Source organism: Novosphingobium sp. BF6 (assembly GCF_058273105.1).
Genome location: NZ_CM177776.1, coordinates 734,814 through 756,111, shown reverse-complemented (window position 1 = coordinate 756,111; position 21,298 = coordinate 734,814). Strand labels below are relative to the sequence as shown.

At 64.1% G+C, this 21,298-nt stretch carries 12 protein-coding genes and 1 pseudogene; 9 read left to right on the top strand and 4 right to left on the bottom strand.

Going from position 1 to position 21,298, the window contains the following annotated elements; all coding sequences use genetic code 11:
- Positions 1 to 2 precede the first annotated feature (2 nt).
- The 3 genes from AC4D6D_RS18755 to AC4D6D_RS18745 are packed head-to-tail and all read right to left on the bottom strand — an operon-like array spanning position 3 to position 5,465.
- Entirely contained in the window at positions 3 to 1,691 is a 1,689-nt protein-coding gene (locus tag AC4D6D_RS18755) for a glycoside hydrolase family 3 protein (RefSeq protein ID WP_491328542.1), read from the bottom strand.
- The gene (locus AC4D6D_RS18750) at positions 1,684 to 3,030 is read right to left on the bottom strand and encodes a sulfatase family protein (RefSeq protein ID WP_491328541.1); all 1,347 of its coding nucleotides are present in this window, start codon (positions 3,028 to 3,030) and stop codon (positions 1,684 to 1,686) included. The genes AC4D6D_RS18755 and AC4D6D_RS18750 overlap by 8 nt, the downstream gene beginning before the upstream one ends.
- A 53-nt stretch (positions 3,031 to 3,083) precedes the next feature.
- Positions 3,084 to 5,465, bottom strand: coding sequence for a TonB-dependent receptor (locus tag AC4D6D_RS18745; RefSeq protein WP_491328540.1), 2,382 nt, complete (start codon positions 5,463 to 5,465; stop codon positions 3,084 to 3,086).
- A gap of 353 nt (positions 5,466 to 5,818) precedes the next feature.
- Here AC4D6D_RS18745 and AC4D6D_RS18740 point away from each other — a divergent pair, with 353 nt between their 5' ends.
- The 6 genes from AC4D6D_RS18740 to AC4D6D_RS18715 are packed head-to-tail and all read left to right on the top strand — an operon-like array spanning position 5,819 to position 15,465.
- The gene (locus AC4D6D_RS18740) at positions 5,819 to 7,144 is read left to right on the top strand and encodes a spinster family MFS transporter (RefSeq protein WP_491328539.1); all 1,326 of its coding nucleotides are present in this window, start codon (positions 5,819 to 5,821) and stop codon (positions 7,142 to 7,144) included.
- Positions 7,145 to 7,176: 32 nt separating this feature from the next.
- A complete protein-coding gene (locus AC4D6D_RS18735; RefSeq protein WP_491328538.1) occupies positions 7,177 to 8,952 on the top strand; it encodes an arylsulfatase in 1,776 nt (591 codons plus the stop codon).
- Complete coding sequence (locus tag AC4D6D_RS18730; protein ID WP_491328537.1) at positions 8,952 to 10,385, top strand: sulfatase family protein; 1,434 nt, start codon at positions 8,952 to 8,954, stop codon at positions 10,383 to 10,385. The genes AC4D6D_RS18735 and AC4D6D_RS18730 overlap by 1 nt, the downstream gene beginning before the upstream one ends.
- A complete protein-coding gene (locus AC4D6D_RS18725; RefSeq protein WP_491328536.1) occupies positions 10,382 to 11,845 on the top strand; it encodes a sulfatase family protein in 1,464 nt (487 codons plus the stop codon). The genes AC4D6D_RS18730 and AC4D6D_RS18725 overlap by 4 nt, the downstream gene beginning before the upstream one ends.
- Positions 11,846 to 11,857: 12 nt before the next feature.
- Positions 11,858 to 13,564, top strand: a complete 1,707-nt coding sequence (locus AC4D6D_RS18720) for a sulfatase family protein (protein WP_491328535.1) — start codon at positions 11,858 to 11,860, stop codon at positions 13,562 to 13,564.
- Positions 13,561 to 15,465, top strand: a complete 1,905-nt coding sequence (locus AC4D6D_RS18715; protein ID WP_491328534.1) for a sulfatase-like hydrolase/transferase — start codon at positions 13,561 to 13,563, stop codon at positions 15,463 to 15,465. Before AC4D6D_RS18720 ends, AC4D6D_RS18715 begins: the two co-directional genes overlap by 4 nt.
- Positions 15,466 to 15,634: 169 nt before the next feature.
- Here the strand turns inward: AC4D6D_RS18715 and AC4D6D_RS18710 are convergent, their stop codons facing one another.
- A complete protein-coding gene (locus tag AC4D6D_RS18710) occupies positions 15,635 to 16,756 on the bottom strand; it encodes an alpha/beta hydrolase (protein ID WP_491328533.1) in 1,122 nt (373 codons plus the stop codon).
- 175 nt (positions 16,757 to 16,931) lie between these two features.
- On the opposite strand from AC4D6D_RS18710, the gene AC4D6D_RS18705 reads away from it, so the two are divergent.
- From AC4D6D_RS18705 to AC4D6D_RS18695, 3 genes and pseudogenes are all read left to right on the top strand, one after another.
- A complete protein-coding gene (locus AC4D6D_RS18705; protein ID WP_491328532.1) occupies positions 16,932 to 18,431 on the top strand; it encodes an ATPase domain-containing protein in 1,500 nt (499 codons plus the stop codon).
- Positions 18,382 to 20,517, top strand: coding sequence for a hybrid sensor histidine kinase/response regulator (locus AC4D6D_RS18700; RefSeq protein ID WP_491328531.1), 2,136 nt, complete (start codon positions 18,382 to 18,384; stop codon positions 20,515 to 20,517). Before AC4D6D_RS18705 ends, AC4D6D_RS18700 begins: the two co-directional genes overlap by 50 nt.
- 290 nt (positions 20,518 to 20,807) lie before the next feature.
- Positions 20,808 to 21,017 (top strand): annotated as a pseudogene (locus AC4D6D_RS18695) (transposase); the annotation flags it as partial.
- Positions 21,018 to 21,298: the final 281 nt, after the last annotated feature.

Here is a 21,298-nt window from a genome sequence, read left to right as displayed (position 1 = left end):
TCTCACCACTTGAGCTGTTCGAGGCCGCAGAACGGATCGACCGGGCTGACTCCGGTGAAGGGAGCCTCACCGGTCAGGCGGCGGACCGTCTCGCGCTGCACCGGCTCGATCGAGCTATAGGCGTTGACGCAAGTCTGCATGTGCGGCGCATCGAACAGGTAATAGGGCTGGCCGAACGAGACCAGCGCGGTCGGAATCTCGCGCGGGTATTGGGTCATCGCCTTGCGATTGCCGCCATGCAGCTTCACGAAGTCGAGGAAGATGCGCGAGGCGCTCGGCGTCGCCTCCTGGCCGACGAGATAGAGGACGAGGTCGGTATCCTCGCGCGTCGGCATCGCCTCGGGATCGAAGCTGCGCACGTCGAACCCGCGCTGCTCCAGTTCCGCGATCAGCGGACCATAACCGCGATCGAGCGAGCCGTCCCAGAAGCTGAAGCCTTCCTCGGCGATCACCGTCACGCGGCGGTGCCGAGCCGGATCGAGCGGCAAGAGGTTCTGCACATCCTTGACCAGGGTAATGCTCTGCCCCGCTGCGGCGCGGGCGGTTTGCGCATCGGCAGGCCTCTGCAAGGCGTCCTGCATGGCCTCAAGCGGCAGAAGCCGTTCGGCAGGTTCTTGCAAATGCAGGCCAAGACGCGCCTTGAGCGTGAGGATGCGCGTGACCGCTTCCTCCAGCCGCGCTTCCGAAAGCAGACCCTTGCGCAGGCCATCGAGCATGAAACCGTAGTCGCGCTCGGGCGCGCGGCTGAACAGGAACATGTCGCAGCCGTTCTCGATCACGGCAGGGACCGTTTCGGAGCGCTCCATCCAGCTCGTCAGCCCGCCCATGCCGGTGGCATCGGAAATGATGAGGCCCTTGAAGCCCAGCTCGCCCCGCAGCAGATCCTCGTTGAGCAGGCGCGAGACCGTCGCGGGCTGGAACGCCTCGCGGCCCGCGTCCGGCATGCGCGCGCGGATATAGGCGGGAAACGCGATATGCGCCGACATCACCGTCATCACTCCGGCCCCGATCAGGGTGCCGTAGATGCGGCCGTAAAGCGCATGCCATTCCTCGACCGACAGCGGATTGACGCTGGTGACGAGATGCTGGTCCCGCTCGTCGAAGCCGTCGCCCGGCCAATGCTTGAGGCAGGCGGCAATGCCCTCTTCCTGGAGGACCCGGGCATAGACCCCGGCCTGCGCGAGCACGCGCGCGGGGTCCGAGCCGAACGAGCGGGTGCCGACGATCGCGCTGCGGAAGGCTTCGTTGATGTCCACCACCGGGCCGAACGACCAGTCGTAACCGAGCGCCCGGCTTTCGCGCGCGACCAGGCGGGCGACCGCTTCGGTCGTGGCAAGATCGTCGCAGGCGGCGAGGCCCATGATGTTGGGCACGGCAGTGGCGAAGGGATAGCTGATCGTGCCGCCCTCGATGTCGCCGGTGAAAATTGGCGGCACGCTGGCGTTCTCGACCGTGAACATCGTCGCCTCGCGGAAGGCGGCAAGATCCGGCCGAGGGAAGCGGTTGATGCCACCGGGCTTGAGCGCGAGCAGCGGGGCCAGTTCCTCGCGGCTGTCCTGCGAGGTCGAGAAGACGAAGAGCTGGCCGATCTTCTCCTCGGTGCTCATCGCGTCGCGGGTGCGCTCCACCCAGGCGCGGGCTTCGGCGTCGATGGCGATGGGGTCTTGCGCGTCGAGGGCGAAATCAGTCATGGGCCGCTCCCGAGGTCACGGCCACCGGACCGCGCTTGAACGGCGCGAAACGGGCGCGGGCTGCCGCGAGGCGGCCGCGCATGTCCTTCAGCACGTCGGGGTGCCGATCGGCGACGCTGTAGTTTTCGGCCGGGTCGGCGCTCAGATCGTAGAGCTGCGGATACTTGGGATCGGTCGGGCGGAATCCGGCCAGGAAATAGTCGCCGGAGACATATTTCCAGCGCTGGGTGCGGATCGCCACCGGGTCTTCATTGTTGAACAGGACAAGTTCCTCATGGGGAGACTGGCGCGCGCCGCCGAACAGGACCGGGGAGATGTCCTTGCCGTCCAGCTCCGCCTCGGGCAGAGCGACGCCGGCCAGCGCGCAGCAGGTGGGGAGAAAGTCTATGGCCATCGCGATCGCGTCGCTATGGCCGGAGGCGGAAATCGATCCGGGGCACCAGGCGATCAGCGGCACCTTGCTGGCACCGTCGTAGCCGCCACCGCCCTTGCGCTGGCGCAAGGGACCGCTCGATCCTTCGTACCAGGGGCCATTGTCGGAGGTGAACAGGACGAGCGTGTCGCGCTCGATCTTGAGCTTGCGCAACAGGGCAAGGATGCGGCCGACCTTGTCGTCCACTTCCTCTACGGAATCGCCATATGCACCCGCATGGGAGCGACCGGCGAAAGGCGCTGGCGGAAGGCAGGGAAGATGCGGCGCGCTCAGGGCCAGTTCGACGAAGAACGGACGTGCGGCGTTTTCGCGGATGAACGTCTCCGCCTCTTCGCAGAAAATCTGCTGGAGCGGGGTGATCTCGGTCGGTGCCTGCGAAGCCTCCTTCCCGGCTTCGGCGCGGACCAGCAGCAGCGGGCTCATGTCGTGGCTATAGGGAATACCGACGAAGCGGTCGAAACCGTGGTGCGTGGGCAGCCAGTCCGGTCCGCGATGGCCGAGGTGCCACTTGCCGAAAAGTCCGGTCGCGTAGCCGGCGGGCTTGAGCGCCTCGGCTATGGTCACTTCGGACTTGGGCAGGGCCCGGTCGTCGTTGTAGAGGATGACCTTGTCGCCAAGGCCGGTACGTACCGGATAGCGCCCGGTCAGCAGGCCCGCACGCGACGGCGTGCACAAGTTGGCGGCGGCATAGAACTCGGAGAAAGTAAGACCCTCGCGCGCCATCCTGTCGATGTTCGGCGTGGCGATGCCGCGGGCCCCGGTCATGCCGAGGTCGCCATAGCCGAGATCGTCGCAGAGGATCACGACCACGTTGCGCGGACGGCGCGGCCTTGCGGCCATGGCGGCACTCGCGGAGCAGGCTGCCGCTGCGGCGACACCGGATGCCAGGAACTTGCGTCGATCCAAGGCGCGATCCTTCAAGAAGCGGCCGGGCGCAAGCGCCCGGCCAAAGGTGGGTCTCAGAAACGGGCGCCGAAGGTCGCGCCGAAGTAGCGGCTGGAGTCCTTGTTGTAGGTTCCGACCAGATCGTAGGGATTGGCCGTGGTGGACATCAGCGAGTTGTGGCCGATGCTGGTCAGGTAATTGGTGTCGAACAGGTTCTTCACGAAGACCGAGATGCTATAGCGCTGGTCCGGCGTGGAAACGCCGACCGTGGCATCGACCAGCGTGTAGGACGGCTGGCGGGTCAGCGGATCGAGTTCGGACGTGAAGTACTGCGCGCTGGTGAAGTTGACGCCGAGCTGGGCGAAGGCGTTGAACTTCTCGCCTTCGTAGTCATAGCGAGGGGCCAGCGTGATGCGCCAGTCCGGGCTGGCTTGGAGCGGACGGTTACGCAGGTTCTGCTGGGGCGTCGCGCCGGCGGCGGTGCGATAGCAGATATTGTACGGGGTCCCCGTCATGACCGGTGCGGCAGCTTGCAGCTGAAGCGGGCAGTTGAGGCCGTCGATGTTGATGCGCGACTGCGCGTAAGTGACGCCCGCATTGACCGAGAACGAGTCCGACGGACGCAGGGTGGCCTCGATTTCGAAACCACGGCTGCGCGACGAGCCGGCATTGGTGGTGACGAACTGGATGACACCGGTGGTCGGATCGGAGCGGTTGGCCTGGACCTGGAGGTTCGAGTAATCGGCCTGGAACAGCGCGGCCGAGAAGGTCAGGCTGCGGTCAGACGTGCTGCCCTTGAAGCCGATTTCGTAGGCATTGACGTGCTCGGGCTGAATGGCCCTCTGGTTCGCCAGATCGGCCGAGATTTCCATCTCGTAACCCAGGCCCTTGTAACCGCGGGTGTAGGTTGCATAGACCTGCGCATTGCGGTTGAACTCGTACTGCAGGCCGGCCTTGCCGGTAACGGCAGTGTCGTGCGCCGAAAAGCTGCCGCTGTTGCTGGCATTACCGGGGAACACGGTGTCGCCGGCGACGATCGGGGCGGTTCGCGTGCCGCTGTTGGTGCCCTTCTCGTACTGGACACGGATGCCGCCGATCGCGCGCAGGCCGCCGACGATGCGGTAGTCCGCCTGGCCGAATGCGGCCACGCTGTCCTGCTTCAGGCGGATACGGCTCGATGCGGACTGCCAGACGATGTTGGCGGTCGTGCAAGGCTCCCCGACAATACCGGCCCTGCAGCGGGCGCGGCGGCGGTCGAACGGACGCACGATGTCGCTGTGCATGTAGAAGGCGCCGACCACGTAGTTCAGGTCCGACTTGCCGTTGTTGGCGATACGCAGTTCCTGCGACCAGGCGCTCAGATCGACGATGCCGTGGTTCTGGTTCCAGAACGTGTAAGGCGCAAAGGCGGCCGTACCGAGAAAGATCGGCGACGTCGAATTGATGCGGTCGATCGGCTGGTTAACTTCGAGGTCGTACTTCTGGTAGGCGGTGATCGAGGTGATCGAGGCAGCCCCGAGATCCCAGTCGGCCTGCAACGAATAGGTCTGCGACTTGCTGTTCGCGTAAGTGTCGGTGTCTTCGTTGATCTTACGGTTCTTGCGGCTGGCGTCGATGGGGCCGACGACCTGCTGGAGCACCGGGTTGACGATCGAGATGAGCGTCGAGCCGCAGCAGTCCGCGTCGGTCTTCTTGTATTCGCCGGCCAGCAGGAAGGTGAGGTTGTCGGTGGCATCCCATTCCAGCTTGCCACGCACGCCCCAGCTCTTGGTGCCGTTGACCCACTTGTTGGTGCCGATATTGCGCGTCACGCCCTGGACGTCGCTGTAGTAACCCGAGACGCGGGCGCGCAGGCTATCCGTGATGGGGCCGGAAACGGTGCCGCGCGCACGATATTCGTTATGTTCGGCGATCGTGATGTCGCCCTTGCCCTCGAACTTGTCGGACGGGCGCGCGGTCGTCACGCTGATGACGCCGGCCGAAGCGTTCTTGCCGAAAAGCGTACCCTGCGGTCCGCGCAGCACCTCGATACGCTCGATATCCGCCAGTTCCGAGAAGCCCTGCGCCGAACGCACCGCCACGACGCCGTCCACGACCACGGAAACCGAGGATTCCACGCCCTGCCCGAACAGCGCGGTGCCGACGCCGCGAATGCGGAAGCTGGTGTTGGTGGGGTTGGCGCCCTGCTGGAACGAGAGCGAGGGAATGGCGCTGACCAGCGAGGTGGTATCGTTGATCTGGCGCGCGGCAAGCGCATCGGCGGTCACCGCAGTCACGGCCAGCGGCACGTCCTGCAGGCGCTCGGAGCGCTTCTGCGCGGTGACGACGATGTCGCCCGTCATATTGCTTGCGGTGTCGGCGGCATCCTGCGCCGACGCCGGTGCCGAGACGGCAAGCGCTGCGCAGAGCGCGGTGACGGAAACGCCGGACGCGCCGAAAATGGCCTTAAAAGACATGCTATTCCCCTCCACTTGGGCTCCCCGGCATCTTTGCCGTTCGGAGACACACCGAACGTTCGCGCCGAGTTCGAATCACCTGATTCCTGTAACGCTAAACTCCATCGGGACCGGAGCTGTCAACGATTTATTTTACCGCTAATATGGCAGCGTTACAAATATCGAAGACAACTGCGCCTTTTTCCTCGCATTACCGAGGCGATGCAACATCGGCCAGCGTCGTGGGAGCTGGTTGCCGCTATGAAAGACGGTGTTCACCCGGCAAAAGACGGTTGACATTCAGCAAAACACTTGCTGTTTTAGCGTTAAATATGGCTGTAAAACATGGCAGCCACATATCTGCGGAGAGGTTCGTGAGGGAACAGTTGGAAAGCGAAGGCCGCGAATGGCCGTCGCCCAAGCGGGCTTGGTTCGCAGCAGGCATGCTGGCTGCGGCAAATACCCTTGCTTTCGTCGACAGGCAGGCGCTGGCCTTGCTCGTGCAGCCGATCAAGGAAGACCTGCAAGCCTCCGATACGGCGATGAGCCTTCTCTACGGCCTCAGCTTCACGATGTTCTACGTGCTGGTCGGCATTCCCGTGGCGCGACTCGCCGATCGGGCGAACCGCCGCAACATCGTCGCCGGCGCAGTATTCATCTGGAGCATCGCCACCGCGCTTTGCGGCCTGGCACGCAGCTTCGGCACGCTCTTCGTGGCGCGGATCGGCGTCGGCGCCGGTGAAGGCGGCCTCAGCCCCGCCGCCTATTCCATCCTCGCCGACTACTTCCCGAAGGAACGCCTGCCGGCGGCCATGGGCGTCTACCAGATGGGCATCTATGTCGGCGGCGCCTCCGCCCTGGTTCTCGGCGGCTTCATGGCGAGCGTGGTGCCGCCGGGCAGCGTCGTCATCCTGCCGCTGATCGGCGCGGTGAAGGGGTGGCACCTGGTGTTTCTGATGCTCGGAATCCCCGGCGTCCTGTTGTCCGGAGCCATGCTGCTGGTGCGCGAGCCCCAGCGCATGGGCCTTGCCGGAACCCACAAGAGCCCGCCCTTCTCCGAACTTGCCGCCCATGTCCTCCGCCACTGGCAAGCCTATCTGGGGATCAGTTGCGGGTTCGCGCTGATGATCCTTGTCGGCAATGCCACCGGGGCCTGGATACCGGCTTTCCTCGAACGGAAATACGGCCTGACGACCGCCCAGATCGGCGGAATCTATGGCACGATCACGGCCATCTGCGGCGTCAGTGGGACCTTGGCCGGCGGCTTCGCTGCGGCGGCTCTGCGGCGGCGCGGTTTCGAACGCGCCAACCTGCTGGTCGCTCTCTTCGGTTTCACCGCGCTGGTCCCCGTCACCACGCTGTTCCCCCAAGCTTCCACGGCGACACTTTCGCTGACGCTGATCGGTGCGATGAACTTCCTGGCGGGCTTCAACTTCGGCGGCGGCCTTGCGGCGCTTCAGGAAATCACCCCGAACCGGATGCGGGCTTCCGTATCGGCAGGCTATATGCTGATGGTGAACATGATCGGTGCGGCCGGCGGCCCCTTCGCGATCGCGCTGGTCACCGACTATTGGTACGGCGATCCCGCCGCCCTGCCGAATGCCATCACCATCGTCTGCGCCGTGGCCTCGCCGCTGTCGATAGCGGCACTCCTGCTGGGTCTGCGCGGCTATGGCCGCGCGATCAAGGGCACGATCTGAGATTGCGCGGGCCATTACCGGGAAAGAACAGGATGACGAACCGCATGTCGAAGCTGAAGCGCATGACGCATCTGGCCTGCACCGCAGCCCTGATCGCCGCTGGAACGCTCGCCGCGCAAACGGGCCTGGCCAAGGCTCGGGCTGCCACCGTTCCCGGGCAGGCACGACCCGATATCGTGCTCATCGTGCTGGACGATACCGGCTTCTCGGATATCGGCGCTTTCGGCTCGGAAATCCGCACACCCAACATCGATGCGCTTGCGGCGGGCGGACTGCGCTACAACCATTTCGACACCAAGGCGGTCTGCTCGCCCACCCGCGCCGCGCTGCTGACAGGTCGCAATCCGCAGACCGTGCGCATGGCAGACCTTCCGGCGCGCGTTCTCGATCCCGCCGACATGACCCGCGACCGGGGCGAGCTCCCGCAGAACGCCAGCACCATTGCGCAAGTCCTGCGCCGCGCCGGCTACGCCACGCACGGCTATGGCAAGTGGCATCTCGCGCCCGAGGATGAGGACGGCTCGCCCGGACACAACGGCTCCTGGCCGCTCCAGCGCGGTTTCGACGATTTCTACGGCTTCTTCCTGGGTTGGTCGGACCAGTACCACCCGGACCTGATCGAAGGGAACCGCCAGCTCCCCAAGCCCGACCGCCCCGGATACCATTTCTCGGTCGACATCACCGACCATGCCATCCAGGCCCTGTCCGGCGATCGGGCTCAGCCCCAGTTCGTCTATCTCGCCTTCGGCGCGGCCCATGCGCCGATCCAGGTGCCCAAGGCCTATATCGACGCTTACGCAGGTATCTATGAAAAGGGCTGGGATGCGCTGCGGGAGGACCGTCTGGCGCGCCAGAAGCTGATGGGGATCATGCCCCCGCAGGCCCGGCTCTCCCCCCGCGCTGCCGGCGACCGTGCCTGGGCGGACCTGACGCCGACCGAAAAGACCGTCTTCGCCCGCTTCATGGCGACTTATGCCGGTTTCATCACCCATACCGACGAGCAGATCGGACGGCTGGTTCAGCACCTCAAGGATACGGGCCGGTTCGACAACACGCTGATCATCCTGGTGTCCGACAACGGCGCTGCGTCGGAAGCCGGGCAAAAGGGTTCGTTCGAACGGATGTACCGCCCCAACACGCTCACCCCCGAGCAGATGCTGGCGCGCCTGGACGAGCTGGGTACGGACAAGACGCAGAGCGAGTATCAGCGCCCCTGGGCCTATCTCGGCGCGACGCCCTTCAAGCGCTACAAGATCTGGCCGCAGCTCGGCGGGGTCCGCACGCCGATGGTCGTGAGCTGGCCCAGCCACATCCGCGACGGCGGCAAAGTCCGCACGCACTATGTCGACGCGGTGGACATCGCCCCGACCCTTGCAGCAGCGGCGGGCACGGCCTTTCCAAAAGCGATCGAGGGCCGCGCGGAAATCGCCGTGGCCGGAAAATCGATCCTGCCCACGATTGCGAACGCCGCCGCGCCTGCCGTTCGAACCGTCCAGTATTTCGAACTGCGCGGCAATCGGGCGATCACCCAGGGCAAGTGGCGGGCGCTGGCGATCCATCCGCGCGACGCGGACTTCGCCCAGGATGTCTGGCAGCTTTACGATACCGACGCCGATCCGGCCGAAAATCACGACCTTGCGGCATCGATGCCGGCCAAGCTCAAGGAACTCCAGGCGCTCTGGTGGTCCGAGGCACGCAAGTATTCCGATCCTCCGCTTGCCGAGGCGCCCAAGCCTTATCGTTATCGCGAAATGTTCGACGGCAGCGGAGACCGCGTTGCACCGTCCGCTGGTGGGGAGCCGAAGTAATGGCACGATTTGCCCTCTCGCTGGCCGCGCTCGCGCTGGGAACCATGATCGCGGGGCTGCCGCCCGCTGCCGCCCGGGACAGCACGCGGACCGATGCCCTGACCACGGCCCTGGCCTCCACCCCCGCGCCGCGCACGTCCGGTCCCCCCAACATCATCCTGATCCTGGCGGATGACTTCGGCGTGGAAGGCATCAATGCCTATGGCGGCGAATATCATACGCCCCATGTCGACCGGCTGGCCGCCGAAGGCACCCGCTTCGACAATGCCCACGCCATGCCGCTGTGCTCGCCCTCCCGCGTGCGGCTGATGACGGGTCAGGAAAACTGGCGCAATTACGAGGCCTTCGGCTATCTCGCGCCCGGCCAGCGGACGTTCGGCAATGTCATGAAGGACGCCGGCTACGTCACCGGCATCGTCGGCAAGTGGCAACTGATGGGCAATGGGTTCGACGGCCGCGTCGGCATAACCCCGGAGGCCGCCGGTTTCGACGAGAGCTACCTGTGGCAACTTCAGGCGCTCACCGCCAAGGGTTCCCGCTACTGGGGACCCACCCGCGCCGGCAACGGCACAGCGAAGATCAGCGAGGAAGGTTTCGGCCCCGATTTCGACAGTGCCAAGGCCCTGGACTTCATCTCGCGCCACAAGGACAAGCCGTTCTTCCTCTATTATCCGATGGTTCTGGTTCACAACCCCTGGGTCCAGACGCCGGACACGATGACGGCGGAGGGCGCGAAGGATCGGTTCAACGGCATGGTGTCCTATATGGACCGGCTCGTCGGCGACCTGATGGCGCGGCTTAAGGCTGAAGGGCTGGACCGGAACACGATCGTCATCTTCACCGGCGACAACGGCACCAATCGCCAGATCACGTCGATGCGCGACGGCCATCCGGTGCGCGGCGGCAAGGGTACGACCGCGATCAACGGCACCCACGTCCCCTTCATCGCCTGGGGGCCGGGCGTTCCTCAGGGCAAGGTCAACGCGGCGCTGGTGGACTTCACCGACCTGCTCCCGACTTTCGCCGACATGGCGGGTCAGCCCGCTCTCGCCGGCAAGGTCGATGGCGTGAGCCAATGGCCGGTCATCGCAGGCAAGGCGAGCAGCGCGCGCGGTTCCATCTTCATGCACTACGCACCGATGTGGCAATTCAAGCCCGAGCGCTTCGCTTTCGATGCGACCTGGAAGCTCTACGGCGATGGCCGCTTCGTGGCGATGGACCCGATCTCCGGCGTCGAGACCGACGTCCCTGCGAACAAGCGCAAGGGCGAAGCCGCCCGCCGTTACGCAGCGCTGCGCAAGGTGCTCGACGAGACGAAGGACGGGCCGCTCGACCCCACGCGCTATCCCTGGTGCGAGGGACAGACCTCGGTCGATCCCGGCAGGCCCGCCACGGTCGCCGGCTGCGGCAGGACGCCAGGAGGAGAAGAATGATGCGACGCGCCCTTATCCCCGCGATGCTCGCAGGCGCCGCCACCCTGTCCGGCTGCGCGGCGAGCGCCCCCGGTGTCCCCCCTGCCCCGGCGGCAAAGACCGTCGCTGCCGGCCGACCGAATGTCGTCGTCATCCTTGCCGACGATCTCGACTGGGCGGACGTCTCGACTTACGGCCGCGCCGACGTGCCCACGCCCAACATCGATCGCATTGCCGAAACCGGGGTCGCCTTCTCCAGCGGCTATGTCGCCGCATCGGTCTGCGCGGTCAGCCGCGCCGGCTTGTTGACCGGCCGGATGCCGCAGCGCTTCGGCTTCACCTACAACATCAACGATGAGGGGGACGAAGGCGCCGGCCTGCCCGTCGGCGAGCAGACGATGGCGGACCGCCTGCGTCCGCTCGGCTATCGGAGCGCCGCGTTCGGCAAATGGCATCAGGGCTCGGAGCGCCAATTCTATCCCACCGAGCGGGGCTTCGACGAGTTCTTCGGCTTCCTTGCCGGTGAGACCAACTACGTCGATCCGAAAACGCCCGGCATCGTCACCACCCCGACCAAGGCGGATAAATACGTGATCGGTCCGCGCACCGGCAATCACGCGATGGTGGAAGGCCCCGATGCGAAGCCGGCCGACGATTTCGGGCGCTACCTGACCGACCAGATCACCGATCGGGCGGTCGATTTCATCGATCGCTCCGCGTCCGACAAGGATCGGCCGTTCTTCGCTTATGTCGCCTACAATGCGCCGCATTGGCCGCTGCAGGTGCCGCAGAGCTATTACGACCGCTTCCCCCAGGTGAAAGATCCGGTGCGCCGCACTTACATCGCCATGATCGCGGCGATGGACGACGGGATCGGCAGGATCCTCGACCGGCTGGAAGCGCAAGGCCTGCGAGACAACACCATCGTCGTGTTCCTCTCGGACAATGGCTGTCCGGAACGTTTCGGCTTCTGCAACCCGGATCATCCTTGGGGCGCGGGAAAGTTCACTTATCTGGAAGGCGGCGTGCGCGTTCCCTTCATGATCTCCTGGCCGGCAGGCCTCAAGCCGCAGGGCATCAGCGACAGCCCGGTCTCTTCGGTGGACATCGCCGCCACCGTGCTTCACGCCGCCGATCCCGAACGGTCCCTGCCCGCCGAGCTCGACGGACGCGATCTCGTGCAGACGGCGAAACACCCCGATCCGGATCGTCTGCTCGTCTGGGGACAGGAACCCGTCTATGCCGCGAGACGGGGTTCCCGCAAGCTCTGGGTCTCGCACGACTGGAACACGTCGCACCTCTACGACCTGAACAGCGACCCGGCCGAGATGAAAGACCTTTCCAGCAGCGATCCGGCCGGCGCCGCCAGCCTCTCGGCCGAGATCGAGCGCTTCCGCGCGGCACTCCCCGATCCCCGCTGGAAGCTCCACTTTACCCGCAAGACCACCGTCAACGGTCGCGAGACCGAATGGGTCTATTGACGAGGAACCCCGATGAAAAAGCACACCGTCCTCGCTCGCGCCCTTGCGGGTGCCGCCTGCTTTGCGGCCATGGCGATTTCAACGCTTCCGGCCTCGGCCAAAGCCCCTGCCGCCGCGCCCGCATCCCAGGAAGCGCGCCCGCGCAACATCATCTTCGTTCTCGTCGACGACTTGCGCTACGACGGCATGGGCTTCCTCCAGCCCGGCCTGCTCAAGACCCCGAACATCGACCGCATGGCGAAGGAAGGCACCTACTTCCCCAACGCCGTGGTAACCTCCTCCCTGTGCAGCCCCAGCCGCGCGACCATCCTGACCGGGCAGACCGCACGCAACCACGGCATCGTCGACAATAACGACGCTTCCGAGGCCGGGCTCACCTATTTCCCGAGCTATCTCCAGCAGGCCGGCTACGACACCGCCTTCTTCGGCAAGTGGCACATGGGAAGCAACAGCGCCGCCCCGCGGCCCGGCTTCGACAAGTGGGTCAGCTTCATCGGTCAGGGCAACTACTGGCCGGCCAAGGCGACCACCGCCCATTCCTCCCCCGACCTAAACGTCGACGGCAAGGACGTGCCCCAGAAGGGCTATATCACCGACGAGCTGACCGACTACGCAATGAACTGGCTGGCCAGGGAGCGTGACCCGAAGAAGCCGTTCTTCCTCTATCTCAGCCACAAGGGCGTCCACTCCGACCCGCTGCCGCCGCCGCGCTACGCGCATCAGTACGACAAGGCGAAGTTCACCCTGCCCGCCAGCGCCGCCAACACGCCCGAGAACAACGCGGGCAAGCCGGTCTGGGTGCAGAACCAGCGCAATTCCTGGCACGGCATCGACTTCTTCTACAATGCCGACGTGCCGATGACCGAGTATCTCAAGTACTACTACGGCACCCTTTCCGCGATCGACGACAGCCTTGGTCGGATCATGGACTATCTGCGCAAGAACAATCTGGAGAAGGACACGCTGGTCGTGTTCACGTCCGACAACGGCTACATGGTCGGTGAACATGGGCTGATCGACAAGCGCAACGCCTACGAAGCCTCGATCCGGGTGCCGCTGGTGGTCTGGGAGCCGGGTACGGTTCCGGCCGGCAAGGTCAATCCCGGCCGCATCCGCAATCTCGACTTTGCACCGACCTTCCTCGACGTCGCGGGCGCCAGCCGCCCCCAACAGTTCGAAGGCACCAGCGCATGGGACTTGTGGGAAGGCAAACTGGCCCCCACCGACTGGAAGCCCGGCGATTTCACTTACGAATATTACTGGGAATACAACTTCCCGATGACGCCGGGCACGTTCGCCATCGAGCGCGACCGCGTGAAATATATCCAGTATTACGGCGTCTACGACACCGACGAACTCTACGACCTCAAGACCGATCCCGAGGAAATGCACAACCTCGTCGACGATCCCAAGTGGGCGGCCCAAAAACAGGAACTGCGCATTGCGCTCTACCAGCAACTCGCCAACCGGGAAGGAAAGCACATGATCCCCTATGGCGCCCGCCTTTCGACCGGCGCAGTGCGGCGCGACGTGAACGGCACCCGCGCTGCGGACTTCCCCGCGTCGTGGTACATCAAGCCGAACCCGACCGACCGGCTCGACCCGATCCTTCCCGACAGCCCCGCCAAGCTCAAGGCCCAGGCCGAAGGCAAGCCGCTGGTCTATACGCCGCCACTCGGCGCCGAACTGAAGAGCCAGATCGGGAGCACCGGCAAGTGAGCGCCGTTTCGCGCCGCGCCGTGCTCGGTTCGATCGCCGGGGCGACGACATTGGCCGCGACGGGCACGGCCGCCCGCGCCGCCGCGCCTGTCCAGCGTCCCAACATCCTGTGGATCGTGAGCGAGGACAACAACCCCTACGTCGGCGCCTATGGCGACAAGCTGGCCCACACGCCGACGATCGATGGACTGGCCGCCAAGGGCCTGCTGTTCCGCCACGTCTATTCCAATGCCCCGGTCTGCGCGCCGTCGCGCTTCGGCATCCTGACCGGCGTCTACCCGGAAAGCTGCGCGCCCGCCAACCAGATGCGCGCCATCGGCAAGCTGCCTGAACAGTTCAAGACCTATCCGGAACTGATGCGGGCGGCGGGCTACTTCTGCACCAACAGCGCGAAGACGGACTACAACTGCAATGTAGACCCCAAGGCCGTCTGGGACGCCCAGGGCAAGGCCGCGCATTGGCGCTCGCGCGAGAATCCGGACCAGCCCTTCATGGCGGTCTTCAACTATGAGACCACCCACGAATCCAAGATCTTCACGCCCACGCCGGGCCGCGTGACGCCGGACATGGTGAAGATCCCGAGTTTCCTGCCGGATACGCCAGGGACCCGTCAGGATTTTGCCAGCTACTACAACCTGATGGAAAAGATGGACGGCCAGTTGGCCGAACGTCTCGCCGAACTGGCGGCAGACGGTCTCGCCGAGAACACCATCGTCTTCCACTATTCCGACAACGGCGGGGTACTCGGGCGGTCCAAGCGCTACTGCACCGAAGAGGGTCTGCGTTGCGAGATGGTGGTCTACGTGCCGCCCAAATGGCAGCACCTGATGCCGGGTCGCCCCGGCACCGAGATCACTTCGCCCGTGAGTTTCATCGATCTCGCCCCGACCGTATTGGCCATCGCCGGCGCGAAGCAGCCGCCGCAGATGACCGGCCAGCCGTTCCTCGGCCCCAAGGCAAAGCCCCAGAAGTACGCCTTCGGCATGCGCAACCGCATGGACGAGCGGATCGACTTCCAGCGCACCGTCACCGATGGCCGCTGGCGCTACATCCGCAACTACATGCCGCATCGCCCCCTGGGCCAGCACCAGGCCTTCGCATGGCTGGCAAAAGGCTATCAGGAATGGGAGCAGGCCTATCTCGACGGCAAGCTGACCGAAGCCCAGGCGCGCTTCTTCCAGCCGAAGCCGTTCGAGGAACTCTACGACCTCAGGGCCGATCCCGAAGAGCTGGACAATCTGGCCCGTAACCCTTCGCATCGGGCGATCCGCAAGACGCTGAGCGCCGCGCTCGACGGCCATATGATCGCGATCCACGACAATGGCTTCCTGCCAGAGGGCATGGCGGGCGAAGGCTGGGCCGAGAGCCGCGACCCGGCGGTCTATCCGCTCGGAAAGGTCATGTCTCTCGCCCGCACGGCCGGTCTCGGACGACTGGAGGGACTGCCCTCTCTGCGCGCCGCGCTTTCCGACCGGGTGGAAGTGCTGCGCTACTGGGCCAGTATCGGACTGCTCATCCTGGGGGACAAGGCTTCCCCCGCCAAAGCCGACATGATCGCCGCTCTGGCCCGCGAGACCTCACCCCATGTGCGCATTCAATTGAGCGAAGCGCTCGCAAGGCTGGGGGAAACCGGCCCTTCCATCACCGCGCTCGTCGATCTTTCAGGCGAGACCCAGCCGTGGCAGATCCGTCTTCATGCCCTGAACGCCCTGACTTTCCTGGGCCCGGTTGCCATGCCCGGGTTGGAGAACGCCAGGAAAGCGATGGGCGGGAGCAACGAATATCTCAAGAGCGCAGGCAAATATCTGACCCTGAAGCTGACCGGAGCCTATACGCCGGCGACGCAGATCTTCGACTGGGAGGGCCTGATGGCCCGCGTCAAGAACGGCGGGGCTCCATAGTTGCGTCCAACACCTGCGATGGCGGCGCCGGTCGAGGTTCGGGATGACTTCGGCGCTGCACAGGTCCGCCGACGCCTGCCCAAAGGCACATGATGGAATGGCGGTCCCGAAAACGTTTCGGGTACCGTCAACGACGTTTGCCGGACCCGCATGATCTACCCCGCATGATCTAAGGGGCAACATCGCCGTTACGTGCAGCGATTGGCCGGGCCTCGGTCACCAGCGTCGTCAGCAGTTTGCCCGGTTCCTCGCTCGTGATGTGATGCCCCGATCGCTCGAACCAGATCAATCGCTTCGACGGCGCACGCAGAGCTGCGAACCACTCGGCTGCCACCTCGCTCGACACATTCACGTCGTGCCGGCCAAGCAGCAGCAGCAGCGGGACATCCAATCGCCGGATCGTCGAGAGGTCGGTTGCCAGAACCTTGGGCAGCAGGGCCTGGGTGACCGGTTCCTGACCCTTGAACGCATTGCGGACATCCTCGTCGCTGTATTCCGGAGCCAGCTTGAAAGCGGCTGCCTCGAAATCGCCGCCCGGCCGCCGCCACGCCGCGCCGCCGTAATGGCCCAGCCACTTGCGCTGCGTCAGGATCGCGGGAACGGTGAGCGGATGGTCAGGGGCGCCATAGGGGGCGATTGCCTCCAGTTCGTGCACGGCCTGTGCGTTACCCTCGGCCCGCGCCCTGGAAAGCGTCCATTGCCAGCCGCGCCGTTCGCTCTCCAGCCCGTCCGTCAGTTGGCCCATTCCGATATAGGCATGGAGCCATTCGGGATGGGCGGCGGCAAGTTTCAGTCCCAACATGCTGCCCCAGCTGTGCCCGAGCACGAACACCTTGCGCTTGCCGAACCGCTTGCGTGCCCACTGCACCAGTTCTTCGGCATCGGCCTGGAAGCGCTCGGGCGTAAGCGTCGCGGGATCGCTCGCGCCGCTCAACGTGTACGTCTTGCCGGCGTCGCGCTGATCCCAATGAATGACCGTGAAATACTCGTCCCAACCGCGGTCCCACCACCAGTCGAGAGGCATCTCGACGAACCCGGGGCCGCCATGGAAGTAGATCAGTACAGGGTTTCGCAAATCCTGGCTGCGGATCGACACGGCTTGGGCAATGCCGCCGATCGGCACCGTTTCGATCGCCTGCAAACCCTGCGGGCTGACGATTTCCCGCAGGTCTGCAATGATTTTGACCGCTTCCGCCCGATTGTGCGGCCCTACGGAACTTTGCGGAACCTGTGGTTCGGCGATCACAGGAACGGCGGCGGCCATCGCGGCCAGTGCAACGATCCTCTTCATCCCCTCTCCATCGGTCTTGGATATCGGACTGTCAGCTTGCCAAATTTCGCGACCGCCTGTCCATCATCGATTGGGCCCTCCAAAGTTACCTTTACCTCCGCAAGGGGCTGACATTGCGACCGGGGACATTTTCGTTCGATAAGCGTTAACTCGCGGAACGGAACGAAGGTGGGCGATGGAACCCGAAGAACGTATTTCGACTGGCAATGACGGTTTAGACCTGATCCTGGGTGGAGGTTTGCCCGCCAATCGCCTCTATCTGATCGAGGGGAGCCCGGGATCGGGCAAGACAACCCTTTCGCTCCAGTTCCTCCTTGAGGGGGCGCGCCAGGGCGATGCCGTCCTTTACATCACTCTCTCGGAAAGCAGCGAGGAGCTTGAGGTCGTTGCCCGATCGCATGGCTGGGACCTCGACGGCGTAGCCCTTTTCGAGCTCGCTTCAGCCGAAGAGGTATTGGGCACCGGGCGCGAGCAGTCGATTCTACATAGCTGGGAGATGGAACTCGGAGGCACGATCGACCTCATCAAGAAGGAAGTGGAGCGTGTAAAGCCGAAGCGGGTCGTCTTCGACAGCCTTTCGGAAATGCGTCTTCTGGCTCAGGATCCGCTCCGCTATCGCCGTCACCTTCTCCAGCTCAAGCAGTTTTTCACCGGTCTCAAGACGACCGTGATTCTGATCGACGACCTGACCGGTACACGGGCTGAGCGGGACAGCCACCTGCACAGTCTCTGTCACGGTGTCATCACGCTGGAGCGTCTTACTCTGGATTTCGGTGCCGCGCGCCGGCGCCTCCAGGTCCAGAAGCTGCGCGGCGTCGATTTCGTCGCAGGCTTCCACGACCTCATCATTCGAAAGGGCGGTCTCGATGTCTTTCCTCGCCTCATCGCGGCCGATCACCATAAACCTTTTGTCGGCGAGCCGGTCGGCAGCGAAATCGAGGCACTGGATGCGCTGCTGAGCGGTGGCCCCGCACGCGGCACCAGTACGCTCATCACGGGACCGGCCGGCACGGGCAAAACATCACTCGCGCTCCAGTATATCGCGGCCGCGTGCCGGCGGGGCGAGAATTGCGCGATCTATCAATTCGACGAGCGGGTCGGCACGTTGCTGGCGCGTGCGCAGGCGTTCGGGATCAATCTTCAACGATTCATCGATGAAGGCTACCTTGTCCTGCGACAGGTCGACGCCGCCGAAGTCGCGCCCGGTCAGTTCGCGGCCATGGTGCGCGAGCAGGTCAATGAGGGCAAAGCCAAATTGATCCTCATCGACAGTCTCAACGGCTACCTGGCAGCCATGCCGCAGGAGCAGCAGCTGATTCTGCAGCTTCACGAGTTGCTTTCGTACCTCAATCAAGCCGGCGTCGTGACCTTGCTGGTCAACCCGCAGCAAGGTTTCTTCGGCAACATGCACGGGCACAATCTCGATGTGTCCTATATCGCCGACGTCGTGATCCTGATCCGTTTCTTCGAGGCGCAGGGCCGCCTCCGCAAGGCGATTTCCATCGTCAAGAATCGTAGCGGCCCCCATGAGGACAAGATTCGCGAGTTCCGCATCGACGCGAAGGGCGTGAGGGTGGGTGAGCCTCTTTCGGAGTTCAAAGGCATCCTGACCGGCACGCCGGAATATGTCGGCTCGCAGACTCCTCTCATGGAAGATCGCGGAAAAGGTGCATAGGACCGCACCTGAAGGACATCGCGTCCTCATCACCGCCCCATACGGGCAGGACGCGCAAAGCGTTGCCAAGCTTTTCGCGCAGAACGGCTATGATACCCTCATCTGCCAGAGCATCGATGAGCTGGCCGCCGCTTTCGACGACCATGTCGGCGCCATTCTTGTCACCGAAGAAGCGCTGACCGGACAGCTGGGGACCTTGCGTCATGCGCTGGAGGGGCAACCGGCCTGGTCCGACATACCTTTCATCCTGCTCGCAGGGCGTCAGGCGGGACGCCGGATCGCCGCCGAGGCGATTAGACGGCGGCTGCCAGACAATGCCACCAACGTCGTCCTGCTGGAACGCCCCCTGAGTTCAGAGTCCCTGTTGAGCGCGATCGCGTCGGCCATGAAGGCGAGGCAGAAGCAGTTCCTGCTTCGCGATCAGGTTGCCGAACTCGATGCCGAGCGCCGCCGCCTCTCGACCTTGCTCGAGAATTTGCCGGTCGGTGTCGCTTTCATCGGTCCCGCAGGGGATACGCAACTCGTCAACCCGGCATTCCGCCGCTTCGACATCGACGGCAACATCCCGGGCCTCGATCCGACCATCCAACCTCGCTGGGAGGCGTGGGACGCCGATGGAAAGCGGCTCGAACCCAAGGACTTCCCTGGCATGCGGGCGCTTCGCGGTGAGAATTTCGGTGGCGTGGAGTTTCTCTATCACCCGCCGAACGGGCCAGATGTCTGGACGCGGGTGGGCAGCATTCCTCTCCGGGACGAGGACGACATTGTAACAGGTGCGATCTCCGTGATCGTCGATATCGACGAACAGAAGCGGGCACAAGAAGCTCTCCTGGATGCGGCTCGCACCCTCGAAGCGCAAGTGGCCGAGCGCACCGCCGACCTCAAGGGCGCACTCGATCGGCTCGAAGCCGAGGCCGCCGAACGCAAGCGTGCGGAAGCCGCCTTGCGGCAGTCCCAGAAGATGGAGGTTGTCGGCCAGCTTACAGGCGGCATCGCCCACGACTTCAACAACATGCTGACCGGCGTAATTGGCGCGATCGACATCATGAAGCGCCGCATCGCCTCGGGCCGTACCCACGATATCGATCGCTTCATGGATGCCGCCGCCTCGTCTGCCCAGCGCGCTGCCAGCCTGACGGCCCGGCTGCTTGCGTTCTCCCGCCGCCAGTCGCTCGACAGCCGTGCCACCGACATCAACGCTCTGGTCTCGTCGCTTGAAGAATTGTTGCGACGGACGATGACCGAAAAGGTCGAGCTGTCGATCGTGCCTGCCGAAAGCCTGCCTCCCGGAATAGCCGATGCTAACCAGCTTGAAAGCGCGATCGTCAATCTTGCGATCAACGCGCGTGACGCCATGCCGGACGGCGGCAAGCTCACGATCGAGACGCGCACGGCCGACCTCGATGATGCGTACTGCTCGACGCACCCAGGCGTGAAGCCGGGCAGCTACGTCATCGTGTCGGTCTCCGACACCGGCGTCGGCATCGAGGAAGAGATGGTGGAGAAAGTGTTCGAGCCCTTCTTCACGACGAAGCCGATCGGTCAGGGCACAGGTCTCGGCCTCTCGATGGTCTACGGCTTCGCCAAGCAATCGAACGGCCAGGTCAGGATCCATTCCACGGTGGGTACGGGAACTACCGTAAGCATCTTCTTGCCCGCGGCCGATGTCGTGATCCACCGCGAGGCCTCGGCGACATCTGACATGATACGAGAAGGCGATGGTCAGTCCGTGCTGCTGGTCGAGGACGACGACTCGGTGCGGCTCCTCGTCCGTGATGTCCTGGAGGAGCTTGGCTACCGGACTTTCGAAGCGGCCGAGCCCACACATGCCTGCGAAATGCTTCGCTCTGGCCAGCATTTCGATCTCATGGTGTCGGACGTCGGCCTGCCAGGCATGAACGGGCGACAGCTGGCAGAAATCGCCCGCGACCATCATCCCGAACTCCCAATTCTGTTCGTCACAGGCTACGCGGAAAACGCCGCAATCCGCGCCGATTTCCTGGGCACCAACATGGCTATGATCACGAAGCCGTTCCAAATCGAAGTGTTGTCGGCCAAAATCAGCGAGATGCTGGGCGAGAGTTGAATTCGGGGGATTGTCTGGAGTTCAAGAACGCCAATCGCCGTTTGAAAGAAGTTTCCCAGACGCAATCATAATTCGAAGATCCGCTTCTAGGCGCGGAAAATCGCTACGGAACGACGAAAAGGGGGGCATCGGCAGCCGGTGGTTCCGAAGCAGGGCGCCGTCAGAAACGGCGATGCTCTGAGGTGGCCCCGCTTTTCCGGACAGGATGCTAAGCTAAGGGCGTAAACTCATAAATTGAGTTGAGTAGTCAGCCCTGTCGTGATTCAGGCGTCCTTCGGAATGGAGGGTGTATGGCGCGGCGGCGGTATGAATTGACGGATCAGGAATGGCTCATCATCGAGCCGTTGCTGCCCAACAAACCGCGCGGCGTGCCCCGAGTGGATGATCGCCGGGTGTTGAACGCCATTCTCTGGCGTTTCCGTTCCGGTGCGCCGTGGGCGGAAGTTCCGGAACGGTATGGGCCATCGACGACCTGCTACAACCGGTTCGTCCGCTGGCGAACGCCATCAAAGCGGCCGATCGCTGGGTTGATCACAATATGAACGGACGGACGCTGTACAGGGGACGGATCGAGACCCCTTAAGACCAAAAGGTCGGGGCTAGGCGCCATTAATTTTTGACACGGGGAGTTGTGAAACGCGGAGATCGCAATTCCGCCTGCTCATGTCGCAGAGCCTATCGATGGCAAAGCGTTGCAGCTTCTCCGGATCGTCGCCGAAATAGAGTATGCTGGCTTCTTGGGGAGGCCAAGGAGCGGTTATTACGTTGCCGGGGATAAGCT

What these genes read in the sequence shown, in the direction of transcription:
- AC4D6D_RS18725 (WP_491328536.1), top strand. Translation starts at nt 10,382, where the DNA reads ATGATGCGACGCGCCCTTATCCCCGCGATGCTCGCAGGCGCCGCCACC.
- AC4D6D_RS18745 (WP_491328540.1), bottom strand. Translation starts at nt 5,465, where the DNA reads ATGTCTTTTAAGGCCATTTTCGGCGCGTCCGGCGTTTCCGTCACCGCG.
- AC4D6D_RS18730 (WP_491328537.1), top strand. Translation starts at nt 8,952, where the DNA reads ATGGCACGATTTGCCCTCTCGCTGGCCGCGCTCGCGCTGGGAACCATG.
- AC4D6D_RS18700 (WP_491328531.1), top strand. Translation starts at nt 18,382, where the DNA reads ATGTCGGCTCGCAGACTCCTCTCATGGAAGATCGCGGAAAAGGTGCAT.
- AC4D6D_RS18720 (WP_491328535.1), top strand. Translation starts at nt 11,858, where the DNA reads ATGAAAAAGCACACCGTCCTCGCTCGCGCCCTTGCGGGTGCCGCCTGC.
- AC4D6D_RS18705 (WP_491328532.1), top strand. Translation starts at nt 16,932, where the DNA reads ATGGAACCCGAAGAACGTATTTCGACTGGCAATGACGGTTTAGACCTG.
- AC4D6D_RS18735 (WP_491328538.1), top strand. Translation starts at nt 7,177, where the DNA reads ATGACGAACCGCATGTCGAAGCTGAAGCGCATGACGCATCTGGCCTGC.
- AC4D6D_RS18755 (WP_491328542.1), bottom strand. Translation starts at nt 1,691, where the DNA reads ATGACTGATTTCGCCCTCGACGCGCAAGACCCCATCGCCATCGACGCC.
- AC4D6D_RS18710 (WP_491328533.1), bottom strand. Translation starts at nt 16,756, where the DNA reads ATGAAGAGGATCGTTGCACTGGCCGCGATGGCCGCCGCCGTTCCTGTG.